This is a genomic window from Sphingomonas sp. BE123 (assembly GCF_031456015.1).
Taxonomy (GTDB): Bacteria; Pseudomonadota; Alphaproteobacteria; order Sphingomonadales; family Sphingomonadaceae; genus Sphingomonas.
Map to the genome: position 1 here is coordinate 461,424 of NZ_JAVDTW010000002.1, position 16,930 is coordinate 478,353.

Here is a 16,930-nt window from a genome sequence, read left to right on the forward strand (position 1 = left end):
GCGCCGGATCACGGGGAGTCGCGTAGTTCCTCGACGATCCGTGCATGCGTGCCGCGCGCCAGCGGATTGAGCGCCATCATGATGCACGAGAACAACAGAAAACCCAGCGGCACCAGGGCAATGGTCATGCGCATCGCGGTCAGCGTCGCGCCGCTCTGCTCGACATTGGCAACATAGCCCGCCGAGCTGAAGCCGAAGCCCAGAATTGCAGTCGCGATGCCGATCGCCACACGCTGCAGCAACGCCGCCATCCCGAAGATTGCGCCCTCAACGCGCAGTCCGGTTGCGCGTTCGCCATATTCGACCGTGTTGGGCAACATCGCCCAGAACACGAAATGCAGTCCGACAATCGCCGCCTGCATCGTCATCAGATACGCCTGCATCACCCCTGTGCGGTGCACGTCGAGTGCCGCGAACGCAGCAAGGCCGCATGATGCGACCCCCGCTGCCAGGAACCACAGGCCGCGTGCGCCAAGGCCGCGGCGCAGCAGCATCCAGACCGGCAAGGACAGCGCGCTGACCACGCTCATCGACGCCAGCGCGAGCTGGCCGCTGGCTTCGTCATGCAGGAAGTATTTGAAATAATAGAGCACCGATTTGTTCAGGATCGTCACCGCAACGATGACCGCCATCATCGCCAGATTGAGCGTGACGAAGGCGCGATTGGCGATGATCGCGCGCAGTGCAGCCGCGACCGGAACATGCGGCGCGCGCGGCGGCACATCGGCCTCGCGATAGGTCATGCCGACGACGGCGAGGATCACTGCGCCGAGCAGCGCAAACAGCATGGCAGCGCCGAGATAGGCGTCGGCCGGCGTCGCGGTGCCCGCAAGCGCGGCACCGACCGGGAGGGTCCCGAGCGCAACCACAACTGCCGCCAGCGTACCGGACAGCATCCTGACCCCGGCGACAAAGGCGCGGTCATTGCTGTCGGCGCTCACGCGCGCGCTCATCGCGAGATAGGGGACATTGAGAAACGCATAGGCGGTGCGAAACAGGATATGCCCGGCAAAAATGCCGGCCATGCCCCAGGCGCCCGGCGCCAGCGGCGGAAGATAGGCGAGCGCAAAGCCGAGCCCCAACGGAACGCCGCCAAGGGCAATCAACCGTCCGAGGCCGCCGCGCGGCTCATGCCGGTCGGCGAGCAGGCCGGCGACGAAATTCGCCACGCCATCCCACACCGATGCGACCAGAAAGATGGTTGCCGCGACCCCGACCGCGAGGCCCAGCGCCTCGGTATAGTAGAAGAGCAGGAACAGCGTCGCGCTCTGCCAATACAGGTTGAACGCGAAGTCCCCGAATCCGAACAGCGCCAGGCGCCAGCGGGTCGGCCGCAGCGCCTTGCTCATTGTGCGGCCAGCAACGATTCGGCGCCGCCCAGATCGACCGAGACGAGGCGGCTGACGCCGCGTTCGACCATCGTCACGCCGAACAGCCGGTGCATGCGACTCATCGTCGCGGCGTTATGCGTCACGATGAGGTAGCGCGTCGCAGTCTCGCGCGTCATCGCCTCCAGCAGGTCGCAAAAGCGCTCGATATTGGCATCGTCCAGCGGCGCATCGACCTCGTCGAGGACGCAGATCGGGGCCGGATTGGTGAGGAACAGGGCGAAGATCAGCGCGACGGCAGTCAGCGCCTGTTCGCCGCCTGAAAGCAGGGTGAGCGACTGAAGCTTCTTGCCCGGCGGCTGCGCCATGATTTCAAGCCCAGCCTCGAGCGGATCGTCGGAATCGATCAGCGCGAGGTGCGCCTGTCCGCCATTGAACAGCGTGGTGAACAGGCGACGGAAATGCTGGTCGACCGCCTCGAACGCGGTGAGTAGGCGCTGGCGACCCTCCCGGTTCAGCGTGCCGATGCTGCCGCGCAGGCGGTGGACCGCCTGAATCAGCTCGTCGCGTTCGGCAGCTGCGGTCTGCGCGGCGGTGGTGAGTTCGGCGAGCTCGGTTTCGGCGACAAGATTGACCGGTCCGATCCGTTCGCGCTCGGCGATCAGCCGGTCATGCGCGGCGGATTCGTCCTGCGGGCCGCGTACGCTGTCGGGATCGAAACCGACGCGTTGTGACAGGACGGGCGGCGGGCATTCGAACCGCTCGCCCGACAGGCGGTTCATTTCGACGCGGCGCAGATCGTGGTTCTCGGCGCGGGCGACGGCGCCGGCACGGAGCTCGCGTGCTTCGCCGAGCGCGTCGCCAGCTGCGCGGACGGCCGCTTCGGTCCCACGCAATTCGGCCTCCGCTTCGCGTTCGGCAAGCTGCGCGGCGGCGCTTTCGATGCGGGCCTCCTCGCTCGCGCGTTCGGCGCCCGTCACGGCCGCGTCGAGTTCGGCAGGGCGACCGGCTAGTGCTGCGCTCGCTTCGGCGAGTTCGATCGCGCGCGCGTCCATCTCGGCGATGCGGCGTGCGGCTTCGCCCGCGCGGGACGTCCAGCTGCGCCGTTCGGCTTGGGCGGCGGCGAGGCGCTCGCGGGCGGACGCGATGTCGCGCTCCAGTGCGCCGCGCTCGGCCCGGGCGGTCGCGGCGGCGGTGCGGCGCCGTTCGGCTTCGGACGACAGCGCGCTGACCTTCGCGCGGGTCTCGCTGCCATCGGGAAGCGCTGCGCGCGTGGCTTCGACGCGCGCGATCTCGGTCGCGGCTTCCTCCTGCTCGGCGGCGATCCGCGCACGGCGCGCTTCAAGGTCGGCGCGCTGGCCATCGAGTCGTTCGAGCGCGGCGGCGGCGCGATCTTCGGCTCGCGCAGCGTCACGCCCGGCCGTCTCGGCACTGTCGAGCAGGCGGCGGCAATCGGACGCGGCGCGCTTTGCCTCGGCGATGTCGGCTTCGATCCGCCTGAGCTCGGCATCGGCGGTATCCAGTGCGCGGACCGCGGTTGGGCGCGCTTTCTCGATCGCGTGGAGCCGATTGACTCGCTCCAGCCGTTCCGCCGCCGCTGCGCCGCCCGAGCGCGCGACATAGCCGTCCCAGCGCCGCAGCACGCCCATCAGCGTCACCAGCCGCTGTCCGACCGCGAGCGGCTGACCCTCATCGATTTCGGCCACCAGCACTTGCGCCAGCCGCCGGGCGAGTGCGGGCGGGGCGGTGACATACGCGGTCAAGGGGGTGGTCCCGCGCGGCGGCGGCGGGTCGCCGGGCAGCGATTCTGCCCCCGCCCAATGACGCTCGCCCGTCGGGTCCAGTCCGGCCTCGAGATCGTCGCCAAGCGCGGCGGCGAGGGCGCGTTCATAGCCGGGAGCGACCGTCAGCCGGTCGAGCAGCCGTTCCCTGCCACTGGGCCGGGTCGCCTTGGACAGGGCCGCCGCTTCGCTGTCGAGCTGAGCGAGTTCGGCATGCGCCTCGGCCCGCGCGGACTGGGCGCGGCTGCGCGACTCGATCGCGGAGCGCTCTGCGGCGTCGGCGCGGGCAAGGCCGGTGCGCGCGGATTCGGCCTGATGTGCTGCCTGCGCACGCGCATCGGCGGCGCGCTGGCGCTCGGCGGCGAGGGGGGCGGGATCGCCCAGCGCGCGAATCTCCGCCTCGACCCGCGCCGCTTCGCGCGCCGCACGCTCGGCGCGGGTGCGGGCGGCGGCGAGTGCGGCATCGGCGACCCGCGTTTCGGCAGCTTCGGCAGCCTGTGCGGCAAGCGCTTGTGCTAGCGCCACCTCGGCATCGCGCGCGGCGCGTTCGGCGTCGGTCAGCGCGGCGTCCAGATCGGGCATGTGCGCGGTCGCTTCGGCGATGCGCGTGTTGAGCGCCTGACTCTCACTGTCGAGCCGGGCCAGCGCATCGGCCGCGTCACGGGCGAGCGCGCCTTCGCGTTCCTTGTCGCTTTCCAGCCGCGTGGCCGAATCGTGCAGGTCTGCAATCCGCCGGTCGATCGCGGCGCGTTCGCTGCGCAGCGTCGCCAGCCGGTGCATCGCCTCACTCGCGCGGTCGCGCTGGGCGAGCGCGGCGGCGCGGGCGGAGGCGAGCGTGGTCGCGACCGCCTGTTGCGCGGCGAGCGCCGCTTCCTGCGCATCGGTGCTTTCGGCGACCAGCGCCTCGGCGGCAGCGGCTTCCTGCTTGGCGGCGGCCGCGGCGGCGGCGGCATCGCGCCAGCGCGCGAAGATCATCCGCGCTTCGGCCACGCGGATGCGGTCGGACAACTCGCGATAGCGCTCTGCCTGTCGCGCCTGGCGCTTGAGCGCGGCCGCGCGCGCTTCCTGATCGCTGATCAGTTCATCGAGCCGGGTGACGTTGGCCTCGGTCGCGCGCAGCTTTTGTTCGGCATCCTTGCGGCGCACATGCAGACCGGAAATGCCGGCTGCTTCCTCGAGCATCTGGCGCCGCTCGCCGGGCTTGGCCTGGATGATCGCGCCGATTCGCCCCTGGCTGACCAGGGCAGGCGAGTGCGCGCCGGTAGCCGAATCGGCAAAGAGCAGGCCGACATCCTTCGCGCGCACGTCGCGACCGTTGATGCGATAGGCAGACCCCGCGCCGCGTTCGATCCGTCGGACGACCTCCAGCTCGCCATCGTCAGGGCCGCCGGCCTGTTCGGCGAGGATCGAGACTTCGGCAAAGTCGCGCTGCGGGCGACTGGCGGTGCCCGCAAAGATCACGTCCTCCATCCCCGCGCCGCGCATCGACTTGGCGCTGTTCTCGCCCATCGCCCAGCGCAGCGCTTCGAGCAGGTTGGACTTGCCGCAGCCATTGGGGCCGACAATCCCGGTCAGCCCGGGCTCGATGCGCAGGTCGGCGGGGTCGACGAAGCTCTTGAAGCCGGTGAGGCGGAGCCGCTTGATCTGCATGTCAGCGGCCCCGCCCGCGGGTCATGGTCAGGCGCCTGCAGCCTTCAGCGCTGCTTCGACCTGCTGCCAGGTGCCGATGTTTTCCAGAACCTTGCCATTGAGGATGAAGGTCGGCGTTCCAGCGATGTTGAACTGCTTTCGGCCGGCCTCGGCGGCCTTCACCAGCGCTTCGGTCGCGGCCTGGTCGGCCAGGCACTGGCGCGCCTGCGCCTCGGGCACGCCGCGCTGCTGCACAAAGGCCAGATAGCCGAACTTTTCCGCCATCGCGACGATGCGCTGTTGCGGCGCCATCGATTCGATCTGGGTGATGAAGGGATCGCCGTCCTTCGGGCCGTTGCCGAGCAGCGTCTGCTGCTCCGCGAACATCTGGTCGAGGATCGGGAAGAAGGTGGCGGGGCCGGCGCACTGGCCGACCAGTGCGGCACCGACGTCGATCGGATTGAGCAGGAAATCGCGGAACTCGAAGCTGACCTTGCCGGTCGCGATATAGGCCTTGAGCGGCTCCATCCCGGTGATCGCGAAATTCGCGCAATGGCCGCAGGTGCGCGAGCCATATTCGATCAGCTTGATCGGCGCGTCGGGGTTGCCCATGCGGAACCCGCCCTCGGCGGTCTTGACGACGGTATCGGTCCACTGGCTGCCGGCCGGGGCCGTGCTCCCCGCGACCGGGGATGCTGCCGGGACCGGGGCGGCGCTGTTGCCGCTTTCCTCACCGCTGCCACAGCTGGCAAGCGCCAGCGCCGATACCAGGCCGATTGCAATTCGCTTCAAGTCACGTCTCCACGTGTTGGGGATGGGTCAGCGCGCGCCCGCGGCGCGCAGTTCGGGTTCCAGCGTATCCCAATGGCCGCCGCCACCGGTCTTGCCGTTGATCACGAAGGTCGGGGTGCCCTTGATCGTCTTCCACGATGCGTCGGCCATCGCGGCCAGGCGATTGAGGTCGGCGGGGTTGGCAAAGCACTGGTCGATCTGTGCCTGGCTCATGCCAAGGCCGCGCATCAGCGGGCTCAGCCCGGAAGCTTCGCCCAGTGCCTTGAGCCGGGCGAGTTCCGGGCGGGACTGAAGTGCCGCCTGATTGGCCTGCCACCAGCGCGACCCGATCCGCGCCCAGCTGCCCTGATCGGCAAAGATCGCCTCGGTTGCGCCGGCAAAGCCCTTTGGCCCGGCGCACCGGGCGAGCAGGGCGGCGGTCATGTCGAGCGGATCGCGCACGGCATGGCGCACCTCGACGCGCACCGATCCGCGCCGGACATAGCCATCCTTCAGCGCCGGTTTCGACTCCGCGACGAATTCGGCGCAATGGCCGCAGGTATAGCTCAGATACTCGACCAGCTGGACCTTCGCGGCCGGGTTGCCGATCAGATACGCGCCCGACGGCGCCTGGACGACATGGGTCGACCAGTCGCGTGCAGCGGGCGCCTTTTTCGGCTGTTGCGCGGTGGCGCCGCCAGCGACGACGGCCGCCATGGCCAGCGGGGCAAGGATGGCGAACAGACGCATCAATCGATCTTTCCAAGTTTGAATGCGGGCGCCGCAAGCCCGGCCCCCAATCCTTCGAGGACCGCGCGCAATTCCGGATCAACGATCGCGCGCAGGCTGTCGCCCAGTTCCGCCGGAAGCGGGGCGGGCGGGGACGGCGGCGCGGGCTTTGGCTTGCGCGCCACCTCGCCCTGCCGGATCGCCACCCGCGCGACCGCCGGATAGCCGAAGAAGCGGTTGACCCGCTCCACGATCTCCGGCGCAATATGCTGCATCATCGGGGCATGCGCACCCTGCACGACCAGGCTGAGCACGCCGTTCGACCGCTCGCCGCGCGGAAAGCGGATCGATTCGGGCGAGGAAACGCCGGCATAGCGTTCGCCGACGATCTCGCTCCACCGGCTGAGCACAGCGCTCTGGACAAAGCCGAACTTGCGGAACGCGACGCGGCCGACATCAGGGACCAGATCCGCGACGGCGCGGACCCGGTTGCTGCGGCGAGGTTCGTCGGTCGTGGTGCGCGGCTTACTCATTCGCCCGGTCCATGCCATAGCCGGGGCGTGCCCGACAATGTTTCTCACGCCATCGCCGATCTGCTGCTCGCCTGGTACGACGTCAACGCCCGCACGCTGCCGTGGCGCGCGCCGCCGGGAACGCCGCCGCCCGACCCGTATCGCGTGTGGCTGTCGGAGGTGATGCTGCAGCAGACCCAGGTAGCGGCGGTCATTCCCTATTTCGAGACGTTCACGACGCGCTGGCCCGATTTCGCCAGCCTCGCCGCAGCCGACGATGCCGAGGTGATGAGTGCCTGGGCCGGGCTTGGCTATTATGCCCGCGCCCGCAACCTGCTGGCGGCGGCGCGGGCGGTGGCGGTGGAGCATAGTGGGCGCTTGCCGGAAGACGAGGCCGAACTGCGCAAGCTGCCGGGCTTCGGCGCTTACACTGCGGCGGCGGTAGCGGCGATCGCGTTCGGGCAGCGCGCGGTCGTGGTCGATGGCAATGTCGAGCGGGTGGTGACGCGGCTGTTCGCCGTGGCCGATCCGTTGCCGGGTGCGAAACCGCAGGTTCGGGCGCTCACCGATTCGATCACACCCGCCATGCGCGCGGGCGACTTCGCACAGGCGATGATGGACCTGGGCGCGACGATCTGTACCCCGCGCAACCCCAAATGCCTGCTGTGCCCGCTGGCTGAGCCCTGCGCCGCGCGGCGCGGCGGGACGCCCGAGGCGTTTCCAGTGAAGACCAAGAAGGCCGCGCGGCCGGTGCGGTACGGCACATTCTTCTGGCTGGAGCATGCGGGGTCGGTGCTGCTGGTGCGGCGTCCGGACAAGGGGCTGCTGGGCGGCATGCGCGCGCTGCCGACCGGGCCTTGGGCCGATCGTCCGCCGGGCCTGCGCGATGCGCCGGTCGTCGCTGAGTGGACGCTGCGCAACGCCCCGATCCGCCACGTCTTTACCCATTTCGAGCTGAACGGCGTGCTTGCGACTGCAACACTCGCGCGTCACATAGGCGCGGTCGAGGGCGAATGGTGGCCGATCGCGCGACTGAATGAGGCAGGACTTCCGCGGCTGTTCGCCAAGGCGGTCGAGGTGATGGAGAGCAAGGCATGAAGCGGACCTGGATGAGTGGTGGCGTAGCGATGCTGGCGCTGGTGGCGTGTCCGATGGCTGCGACGGGGCAGGTGGCCCCCGCTGCGGCGCCGGCTCAGGCTGCGGCTCCGGTCGAGGCGATGGCCCGCGACTATGTCGCCCAGAACCGCACGCCGGGTATCGTCATCGCTTATGGCATCGGGGATTCGGGGCCCGTGTTCGCCAGCGCCGGGCGCATCGCGATGGAGGCGGATGCAGCGGCTGCCGGGCCCGACTCGCTGTGGCGCGTCTATTCGATGACCAAGCCGATCACCGCGATGGCGGCGATGATGCTGGTCGAGGACGGCAAGCTCAAGCTCGATCAGCCGATTGCCGATTTCTTCCCCGGCTTTCGCCAGATGAAGGTGCTGACGGACCCGGCGAACAGTCTCGACAGCCGGCCGGCAACGACTCAGATCACCGTGCGCCATCTGCTGACCCACACCGCAGGTCTTGGCTATTCGATCATCACCAAGGGGCCGTTGCTCAAGGAATATGAGCGGCTCGGCATCACGCCGGGCGCGGTGAGCGCGATGTTCGAGGCGCAGGCGCGACCGCTGCGTCCGACCAGCCTCAAGGAATTCGCCGAGCGCGTCGCCACCCTGCCGCTGATCGCGGAGCCGGGGACGAAATGGAGCTATTCGATCAGCCTCGACCTGCTGCCGGCAGTGATCGAGGCGGCGGCGGGCATGCCGTTCGAACAGTTTTTGCAGACCCGCATGTTCGGGCCGCTCAACATGACCTCGACCTACTGGACCGTCCCGCAGTCGGAGGTCGGTCGGTTCGCGACCAACTATGCCTGGGCGGGAGACAATCGCCTGCCGCTCGATCCGGCGCGGACCTCGGCCTATCTCACGCCGCCCTCCTTCCCCTATGGCGGGGCTGGGCTGGTGATGTCGGCGCGCGATTATGACCGGTTCCTGCACATGCTGGCCAACGGTGGCGCGGTCGGCACGGTTCGCGTGATGAAGGCCGAAACGGTTCGGCTGGCGATGTCCGACCTGTTGCCTGCCGGAGTCAGCTATGCCGGCGCGCCCAGCGGCAGCGGCGGCGCGGCCGGACCGAAAATGGGCTATGGCGCGGGCGGATCGGTCCAGCTTGAGGATGTTGCGGGCGGCGCGAGCAAGGGCACCTATGGGTGGGGCGGTGCGGCGGGGACCGTTGCCTGGGTCGATCCGGCGCGCAAGCTGCGCGGAACGGTGATGGTCAACTATTTCCCCTCCGACAAATGGCCGCTGCGTGCCGATGCGGCGCGGGCAGTATACGCGCAGGCTGCGCGCTGAGGGTGGGTCCGGTCGGGTTTACCGGCGCCGTCCTGGACCGCGCCGATCGTGAACGGAACGATCCCGATGCGCTTGCCGCGGCGCTGGGCGACTGGCGCGCACGGCTGCTGAAGCTCAACGGGCTCGATCCGGAGATCGATGCCGACGGGCGGTTGGTCTGGGCGAGTCTTGCCGACCTGCCCGATGCTGCCGATCCGTTGTTTCTCGGCTATATCGACGGCAAGCCGCATTTCGTGCCGCTGCGGATGGGCGAGCGGCATGGGCCAGCGCGCTCCCCCGCACTCTTCGCCATGCTCGGGCTGATGCCGCCCGATCAGGCCGGGCTCTATGCATGTGCGCGCAGTCTGGTCGACTGGCACCAGCGCCACGGCTATTGCCCGGTATGCGGCAGCGCCACCGACCTGTTCCGCGCTGGCTGGGCGCGGCGGTGCCCGTCCTGTGCCGCCGAACATTTTCCGCGCACCGACCCGGTCGTGATCATGCTTGCCGAACATGATGGCCGCGCCCTGCTCGGTCGGCAGGCGGCCTGGCCGGCGGGGCGCTATTCGGCGCTGGCGGGCTTTGTCGAGGTCGGCGAATCGATCGAGGAAGCGGTCGTGCGCGAAACGCTGGAGGAGGCGGGCGTGCGGGTTTCGGACGTGCGCTATATCGCCAGCCAGCCCTGGCCGTTCGCTTCGTCGCTGATGATCGCCTGCATCGCCCGAGCGGAGAGCGATTCGCTGAACCTCGACTCGCAGGAGATCGAGGACGCGATGTGGGTCACCCGCGACGAAGCCCGCGCGGCACTGGACGGCGCCGGCGACGCGCGATTCATCGCGCCGCCGCGCTATGCCATTGCCCACAGTCTGCTAAGCGCGTGGGTCGAAGGGGGCTAGCTTGCGACGTCGACCAGTTCGATCGTCTGCGACTCTTCAAACGCCAGATAGGGGATGGCGGCGGCATAGCCGGCAAGGCCAACGGTCACGAGCAGCGTGACGACGATGCCGATCGCGCGCCCGGGCATCCACCCGTCCATGCCGAAGGCGTGGAGGATGCGCCCGGCAACAAACAATGCCGCGGCCACCCACAGCCAGGTCTCGGTCCCGACCGCCAGTTCGATCAGGCCGAGCAGGATGAGCACGAACGGCGCGTGTTCGACGAAGTTGAGCTGTGCACGCATCCGTGCGGTCAGCCGGGTGCTGCCGCCATCCCCGACCAGGATCTTTTCCGCGCGGCGGACCTGCCCGACGCGATAGGTAAGCCAGGCGTTGAGCAACGCGCAGGCGGCGGCTGCGGCCAGCGTGACGGGCAGGATGATGGCGTCCATTTCGAATTCCCCCTTTGAAACGTCTTCGCTGCCATGCGGCGCGCCGCCTTGCAACTTGAACGGAAATCGCTATAGGCCCTCGCTCGCTTCGCGACTGGCCCAGGGCAGTCCGGCGAGTGCCGGACCCCGGCGCTTGCCCGCTTGCCGCCATGGGCGTATCGCGATCCAGGTTTTAAGACGACAGTTCAAGAAGGTTTGCCGAAATGGCCGTCCCCAAGAGAAAAGTTTCGCCGAGCCGCCGTGGCATGCGTCGGTCGCATGACGCGCTGAAGGTCCAGGCGTTCCAGGAATGCCCGAATTGCGGCGAACTCAAGCGCCCGCACGTGCTGTGCGGCGCCTGCGGCCATTATAACGGCCGCGAGATCATCTCGGTCGAGGGCTGAGCCCGATTAAAGGGGGCTGTCGGTCATGACCTCAAGCGCGCGAATCGCCGTCGATGCGATGGGCGGCGATGAGGGGCTGGCGGTCATGCTCGCTGGCGTTGCGCGTGCGCGACGCCGGTTCGATGGCATGCGCTTTCTGCTCGTCGGCGACGAATCGGCGATTCGCGAAGGGCTGAAGGCCCATCCCAACCTGACCGCCGCGTCGGAGATCGTCCACGCGCCGGAGGTGGTGACTGCGGACGACAAGCCGAGCCAGGCGATTCGCCGCGCCAAGACCACATCGATGGGGGTCGCCATCGATCTGGTGAAGCGCGGCGATGCGGCTGCGGCGGTGTCGTCGGGTAATACCGGCGCGTTGATGGCGATGGCAAAGCTTGCCCTGCGCACCATGCCCGGGATCGATCGTCCGGCGCTGGCCGCGCGGATGCCGACGCTTGGCGACAATGACGTGGTCATGCTCGACCTGGGCGCCAATACCGAGGTCGACAGCCGCAATCTTGTCCAGTTCGCGGTGATGGGCGCCGCTTATGCGCGGACCGTGCTCGACCTCGATTCGCCGCGTGTCGCGCTGCTGAACATCGGCACCGAAGAGCTCAAGGGCACCGACAGCATTCGCGATGCCGCGCAACAGCTGCGCGCCGCGACTCATCTCCCGCTGCGCTTCACCGGCTTTGTCGAGGGCAACGCCATGTCGCGCGGCAATGTCGACGTGATCGTGTGCGACGGCTTTTCCGGCAATATCGCGCTCAAGACGGTCGAAGGGACGGCCCGCTTCGTCGGCGATCTGCTGCGCCGCGCCTTCTCCAGTTCGATCCGCTCGAAGATCGGCTTCCTGATCTCCAAGCCGGCGACCGAATTGCTGCGCCATCATCTCGATCCCAACAATCACAACGGCGCGGTGTTTCTTGGCCTCAACGGCATCGTCGTGAAGAGCCATGGCAGTGCCAATGAAATCGGGGTCGACACCGCGATCGGCGTCGCTGCCAAGATGGTGCGCGACGACCTGACCCGTCGCATCGCCGAGGATCTCGGCAATTTCGAGGCCCAGGCAGCATGAACGACTCAGGCGCCGTCGCGACCATGCGGCGAGCAGTGATTACCGGTACCGGTTCGGCGCTGCCGCGTCGCCGCGTGCCCAACGCCGAACTGGCCGAACAGGTCGACACGTCCGACGAATGGATCGTCGAGCGGACCGGGATCCGCTTCCGTCACATCGCCGCGCCGGACGAGACGACGTCGACCCTCGCCACGGACGCTGCCCGTGCCGCGATCGCCGCGGCCGGGATCGATGCGCAGGCGATCGATCTGATCGTGCTGGCGACCGCGACGCCGGACCAGACCTTTCCTGCCAGCGCGACCCGGGTCCAGGCAGCACTCGGCATCGCCGATTGTGTCGCGTTTGACGTCGCCGCGGTGTGCTCGGGTTTTCTGTACGCGGTCCAGGTTGCCGACAGCATGATCCGCGCGGGCAGCGCCAGCTGCGCGCTGGTGATCGGCGCCGAAACGTTCAGTCGCATCCTCGACTGGGAAGACCGGACCACCTGCGTGCTGTTCGGTGATGGCGCCGGGGCGATCGTGATGCAGGCGCAGGATAGCGCCGTCGATGGCGGGCGCGGCGTGCTCGCGACCCGGCTGCATGCCGATGGCCGGCACAACCAGCTGCTCTATGTCGATGGCGGCCCGTCCACCACCGGCACGGTCGGCAAGCTGCGCATGAAGGGCAAGGAAGTGTTCCGCCATGCGGTGGTCAACCTGGCCAGCGTGATGACCGAAAGCCTGGCCGCCGCAGGACTGGGGCCGGAGGATGTCGACTGGGTCGTTCCGCATCAGGCCAATGCCCGCATCCTCGATGCGACCGCGCGCAAGCTGGACCTTCCACCGGAAAAGGTCGTCGTCACGGTCGATCAGCACGCCAATACCTCGGCAGCGTCGGTCCCGCTCGCGCTCGATACCGCGGTTCGCGACGGCCGGATCAAGACCGGGGATCTGCTCGTGCTGGAAGCGATGGGCGGCGGATTTACCTGGGGCGCCGCGGTAATTCGGTTCTGACCGTAAAAATACGGTATCGTAACGATCACGGAACGATGGTTGCAGACTGCGCTCAGTATGTTACGGTAACAGCACCGTGGCAGGAGAGTTCACGATGGCAATCGCCGCGACGCTGACCAGGGCCGATCTTGCCGATGCATTGCACCGCGATGTTGGCTTGTCCCGCGCGGATGCTTCCCGCCTCGTCGAACAATTGCTCGGCCATATGTGCGACGCGCTTGCCCGTGGCGAGAATGTGAAGATTTCAGGGTTCGGCAGCTTTGTCCTGCGTGACAAGGGTGAGCGGATCGGCCGCAACCCCAAGACCGGGGTCGAAGTGCCGATCGCACCCCGCCGCGTCCTCACCTTCCGTGCCAGCCAGATGCTGCGCGACCGGATCGTGAGCGGGGGGTAACATGACGGTCGGTCCGGAGAAGGGCCCCGAGGCCTTCCGGACCATCGGTGAGCTTGCGCAGGAAATCGGGCGGCCCCAGCATATCTTGCGTTATTGGGAAACCCGCTTCGCCCAGTTGCGACCGCTGCAGCGCGCGGGTGGCCGCCGCTATTATCGTCCTGCCGATGTCGCGCTGGTCCGCCGCATCGATGCGCTGCTCACCCATGAGGGCTATACGATCCGCGGCGTTCAGCGCCTGCTGGCCGCCGAGGGTGCGTCGCGCCGTGACCGCGCGGCGCCATTGCGGGCGGTTCGCGCCGAGCTGCAGGCGGCGCTGGACGAGGATTGCTGATCGGGTAACGCGACCGGTCCCGTTCAGCGGTCAAACGCCTAGTGTTCAGGCCCGAGCAGCGGATCGAGATCGCGCGGACGGACGAAGCGCTGCAGCGTCCCGCCATTGCTCCGGACTGCGCCCCAGTCATCGACGTCAAAGGCCATGACCGCGACTGCAGCGGTCGGGAACTTCGCCTCCACCGCGTCACGCAGCGTGTCGCCGGCGCGATCGGGGACCAGCATCAGCACCAGATCCTCAAGTCCCGGATTATGCCCGATCATCAGGACGCTGTCCGCGCCCGCCGGCAGTTCATGGATCAGATCGAGCAGCGTCGAGGCCGAGGCGAGGTAGATGCGCCGGTCCCATGCAGGGGCCAGCGCCCCGCCATACCCCGCTTCCACTTGCTCCACCGTCTCGACGATGCGGACCGCCGGGGATGCGATGACATGGTCGAACTCCAGTCCCGCGCTGCGCAGATGGCGCCCCATCACCATCGCGGCACGCTGGCCGCGGCCGTTGAGCGGACGGTCGAAATCCCGCGACACGGGGTCGTCCCAGCTCGACTTGGCGTGGCGCAGCACGGTCAGCGTCTTCATCGGTCCTCCGGATCGGCGATTGCGTCCGCCTTCTGCCCCAGCGATGCGACGGAGGAAAGACGCCCGACCCGCTCGACTGCCGCGTCGAGGGTGAGTCGGCGAACCGGCGTGCCGTCCGGAAACGCATCGAGAAATCGCGACGGCGTGGCGCCCGACAACAGGACGAATGCTCCGCAATCGTCGGCGCGGCGGATCAGCCGGCCAAAGGCCTGGGCCAGGCGGGCGCGCACGATGCGGTCGTCATAGCTGCTGCCGCCTTGGGCCAGCCGGCGCGCGGCGTGCAGGACGCTCGGCTTGGGCCAGGGGACCCCCTCCATCACGACCAGCCGCAGCGAGTGGCCGGGAACATCGACCCCGTCGCGCAGCGCATCGGTGCCGATCAGCGACGCGCGGGGATCGTCGCGAAAAATATCGACCAGCGTGCCGGTATCGATCGGATCGACATGCTGGGCATAAAGCGGCAGCCCTTCGCGTGCGAGCCGGTCGGCAATCCGGGCATGGACCGCGCGCAGCCGCCTGATCGCGGTGAACAGGCCCAGCGTCCCGCCCTGCGCCGCCGCGATCAGCCGCGCATAGGCGCCCGCCAGCGCCGCCATGTCGCCGCGCTTGATGTCGGTCACGATCAGCACCTCGGCCTGTCGCGGGTAATCGAACGGAGACGGTGCGGCAAAGCGCTGTGCCGGATGGAGCAGGTGCTGGGCGCCGCTGCGTTGCTCGGCAACGTCCCAGTCGCCCCCCGCGCGCAGCGTTGCGGAGGTGACCAGCGCGCCATGGGCGGGCTTGAGCACCGTTTCGGCAAAGGGGCGGGTCGGGTCGAGCCAGCGGCGATGGATGGCGATATCGATTTCGCGCCCTTCGATCCGCTCGACTGCAAGCCAGTCGACAAACTCCTCGGTTGCCGGGCCACCGATGCGGGCGACCAGCGCCAACCAGGCGGCGACCGTTTCGGCGCGCCAGCCAAGCGAGGCGATTGTCCCCTCGATCCGCGCACGTGCCGGGCCGTCCATCCAGTCGGGCGCCTCGTCCAGCACAGCCTGCAGCCGGCGTCCCAGTGCCATCAGCGGGCGCAACAGGCTTTCGAGCGCGGCGGCTGCGGCTGGAATCGCGTCGACCAGCGCGGCGTCGGGCTCGGCCAGCTCGGTTTCCATGCCATAGCCCGCCTCGCCCGATCCATCGGCATCGCGGGCATAGACGAGGCCGCGTACCGCCGCGAGAAGATGCTCGATTGCCCCAAAGGGCTGGCCCTCCGCGACGCGTTGCAGCCAGCCATCGGACGGCAGCGCGCGCGCCGCATCGACTGCCTCCGTGATCGCGATTGCGCCGGCATCGTCATAGCTGGCGACGTCGGACAGGCGCGCCGCCAGCCCGCGGCGGCGCCCGCGCGATCCGCTTTCCGGCCCGGTCACCCAGCGCCGCAGCTCAATCGTTTCCTGCCCGGACAATGCGACCCCGAACATCGCGTCGGCGGCGTCGAACAGGTGGTGACCCTCGTCGAACACATATCGGGTCGGGCGGGTCGCGGTTTCGCGTCCGCGCGCGGCATTGACCATCACCAGCGCGTGATTGGCGATGACGATGTCCGCATCGGCGCTGGCCCGGGCTGCGCGCTCGATGAAGCATTTGCGGTAATGCGGACAGCCGGCATAGACGCACTCGCCGCGCCGGTCGGTCAGTGCGGTGGAACCGTTGCGCCGGAACAAGGCGGGGAGCCAGCCCGGCAGATCGCCGCCAACCATGTCTCCGTCCGCCGTATAGGCGGCCCAGCGGGCGACCAGTTGCGCCAGAATCGCCGCGCGGCCGGCAAAACCGCCCTGCAGCGCGTCCTCAAGATTGAGCAGGCACAGGTAGTTTTCGCGGCCCTTGCGTGTGACGATTCGCCGTTTGCGTATGTCCGGATCGGCGAACAGCCGCTCGCCTTCATGCCCGAGCTGGCGCTGCAGCGCTTTGGTGAAGGTCGAAATCCACACCGCGCCGCCGGCCTGCTCGGCCCAGAGCGAGGCGGGGGCGAGATAGCCCAGCGTCTTGCCGATCCCGGTTCCGGCTTCCGCCAGCACCAGGTTGGGCGATTCGCGCACGGTGCGTGGAGCAAAGGCGCTGGCCGCGGCTTCGGCAAAGCGGTGCTGCCCTTCGCGCTGCTCGGCGCCGGCGCCGGTCAATGCGGACAGGCGGGCGCGTACCGCGTCGGGATCGAGTGCCACGGTGCGCGGCGGCGGGCGCGGCGCGCCTTCCTCCCATTCGGGGAGGCGGGCGAACAGCCAGCGGTCGGCGCGCTCCGGGCGGTGCAGCCGTTCGGCCACTGCCGGCGCCCAGGGCCAGCGCAGCCGTGCCAGCGATTGCGCCGCATGCCAGGCACCTTCGCGCTCGGGCCAGTCGGAGCCGGCGATGTCGAGCATCGCTGCCGCCGCCGCGCGCAGGAAGGCGGCGACGTCGGAGTCGCGCCCGGGCTCATCCAGCGCGAGCGCGCGCGCGATGCCGCGCGGGGTCGGCACCATGAAGCGCGCCGGCCGCAGAAACGCGAACAATTCGAGCAGGTCGAGCCCGGACAGGTCGGGATAGCCCAGCCGCTGACCCGTCAGCGGCGCGTTGAGCAGAATGACGGGCGTGTCCGCGGCGATGCGGACTGCTTCGCCCCGGCCGATGCTGCGTGTGCCCTCGGCCGTTGCAACCCAGATCCCGCCATGACTGGCATAGAGCGCGGGATAGGGAAGCGGCGTCATGATGCCGCGCGCGGACGACGCGC

At 68.8% G+C, this 16,930-nt stretch carries 16 protein-coding genes; 8 read left to right on the forward strand and 8 right to left on the reverse strand.

Annotated features, from left to right (window positions below; genetic code table 11):
- Nucleotides 1-8: 8 nt before the first annotated feature.
- Genes J2Y54_RS10480 through J2Y54_RS10500 form a run of 5 tightly spaced genes read right to left on the reverse strand, consistent with a single transcriptional unit; the run spans nt 9 to nt 6,771 of the window.
- Nucleotides 9-1,349 (reverse strand): glycoside-pentoside-hexuronide (GPH):cation symporter, encoded by a 1,341-nt coding sequence (locus J2Y54_RS10480; protein WP_310039398.1) that lies wholly within the window; start codon nt 1,347-1,349, stop codon nt 9-11.
- Nucleotides 1,346-4,759, reverse strand: coding sequence for an AAA family ATPase (locus J2Y54_RS10485; protein ID WP_310039400.1), 3,414 nt, complete (start codon nt 4,757-4,759; stop codon nt 1,346-1,348). The genes J2Y54_RS10480 and J2Y54_RS10485 overlap by 4 nt, the downstream gene beginning before the upstream one ends.
- A 27-nt stretch (nt 4,760-4,786) precedes the next feature.
- On the reverse strand, nt 4,787-5,530 hold the full coding sequence (locus J2Y54_RS10490; protein WP_310039401.1) for a thioredoxin domain-containing protein: 744 nt from the start codon (nt 5,528-5,530) through the stop codon (nt 4,787-4,789).
- A gap of 27 nt (nt 5,531-5,557) precedes the next feature.
- Entirely contained in the window at nt 5,558-6,259 is a 702-nt protein-coding gene (locus J2Y54_RS10495) for a thioredoxin domain-containing protein (protein WP_310039404.1), read from the reverse strand.
- Nucleotides 6,259-6,771 carry a DciA family protein gene (locus J2Y54_RS10500; RefSeq protein ID WP_310039406.1) on the reverse strand — a complete coding sequence of 171 codons (513 nt, stop codon included), beginning with the start codon at nt 6,769-6,771 and terminating at the stop codon, nt 6,259-6,261. Before J2Y54_RS10500 ends, J2Y54_RS10495 begins: the two co-directional genes overlap by 1 nt.
- A 27-nt stretch (nt 6,772-6,798) precedes the next feature.
- Here J2Y54_RS10500 and mutY point away from each other — a divergent pair, with 27 nt between their 5' ends.
- From mutY to nudC, 3 genes are read left to right on the forward strand one after another with little or no spacing between them, the layout of a single operon-like run.
- Nucleotides 6,799-7,848 carry an A/G-specific adenine glycosylase gene (mutY, locus tag J2Y54_RS10505; protein WP_310039409.1) on the forward strand — a complete coding sequence of 350 codons (1,050 nt, stop codon included), beginning with the start codon at nt 6,799-6,801 and terminating at the stop codon, nt 7,846-7,848.
- Nucleotides 7,845-9,149 (forward strand): serine hydrolase domain-containing protein, encoded by a 1,305-nt coding sequence (locus J2Y54_RS10510; protein WP_310039410.1) that lies wholly within the window; start codon nt 7,845-7,847, stop codon nt 9,147-9,149. The genes mutY and J2Y54_RS10510 overlap by 4 nt, the downstream gene beginning before the upstream one ends.
- Nucleotides 9,146-10,024, forward strand: a complete 879-nt coding sequence (nudC, locus tag J2Y54_RS10515; RefSeq protein ID WP_405052928.1) for an NAD(+) diphosphatase — start codon at nt 9,146-9,148, stop codon at nt 10,022-10,024. The genes J2Y54_RS10510 and nudC overlap by 4 nt, the downstream gene beginning before the upstream one ends.
- Here nudC and J2Y54_RS10520 read toward each other — a convergent pair.
- Entirely contained in the window at nt 10,021-10,455 is a 435-nt protein-coding gene (locus J2Y54_RS10520) for an MAPEG family protein (RefSeq protein WP_310039412.1), read from the reverse strand. The two genes, nudC and J2Y54_RS10520, sit on opposite strands and share 4 nt — an antisense overlap.
- 203 nt (nt 10,456-10,658) lie before the next feature.
- On the opposite strand from J2Y54_RS10520, the gene rpmF reads away from it, so the two are divergent.
- The 5 genes from rpmF (at nt 10,659) to J2Y54_RS10545 (ending at nt 13,612) form a co-directional block, all read left to right on the forward strand.
- Nucleotides 10,659-10,838 (forward strand): 50S ribosomal protein L32, encoded by a 180-nt coding sequence (rpmF, locus tag J2Y54_RS10525; RefSeq protein ID WP_310039413.1) that lies wholly within the window; start codon nt 10,659-10,661, stop codon nt 10,836-10,838.
- Between the two features lie 25 nt (nt 10,839-10,863).
- Nucleotides 10,864-11,895, forward strand: a complete 1,032-nt coding sequence (gene plsX / locus J2Y54_RS10530; protein WP_310039414.1) for a phosphate acyltransferase PlsX — start codon at nt 10,864-10,866, stop codon at nt 11,893-11,895.
- Between the two features lie 23 nt (nt 11,896-11,918).
- Nucleotides 11,919-12,887, forward strand: a complete 969-nt coding sequence (locus J2Y54_RS10535; protein ID WP_310041281.1) for a beta-ketoacyl-ACP synthase III — start codon at nt 11,919-11,921, stop codon at nt 12,885-12,887.
- Nucleotides 12,888-12,981: 94 nt separating this feature from the next.
- Nucleotides 12,982-13,281, forward strand: coding sequence for an integration host factor subunit alpha (locus J2Y54_RS10540; protein WP_310039417.1), 300 nt, complete (start codon nt 12,982-12,984; stop codon nt 13,279-13,281).
- A 1-nt stretch (nt 13,282) separates the two neighbouring features.
- A complete protein-coding gene (locus J2Y54_RS10545) occupies nt 13,283-13,612 on the forward strand; it encodes a MerR family transcriptional regulator (RefSeq protein ID WP_310039419.1) in 330 nt (109 codons plus the stop codon).
- Nucleotides 13,613-13,650: 38 nt separating this feature from the next.
- Here the strand turns inward: J2Y54_RS10545 and J2Y54_RS10550 are convergent, their stop codons facing one another.
- Both J2Y54_RS10550 and J2Y54_RS10555 read right to left on the reverse strand, forming a co-directional pair.
- Entirely contained in the window at nt 13,651-14,190 is a 540-nt protein-coding gene (locus J2Y54_RS10550) for a histidine phosphatase family protein (protein WP_310039421.1), read from the reverse strand.
- Nucleotides 14,187-16,907: an ATP-dependent DNA helicase gene (locus J2Y54_RS10555; protein WP_310039423.1), complete on the reverse strand. Its 2,721-nt coding sequence runs from the start codon at nt 16,905-16,907 to the stop codon at nt 14,187-14,189. The genes J2Y54_RS10550 and J2Y54_RS10555 overlap by 4 nt, the downstream gene beginning before the upstream one ends.
- Between the last annotated feature and the right edge of the window lie 23 nt (nt 16,908-16,930).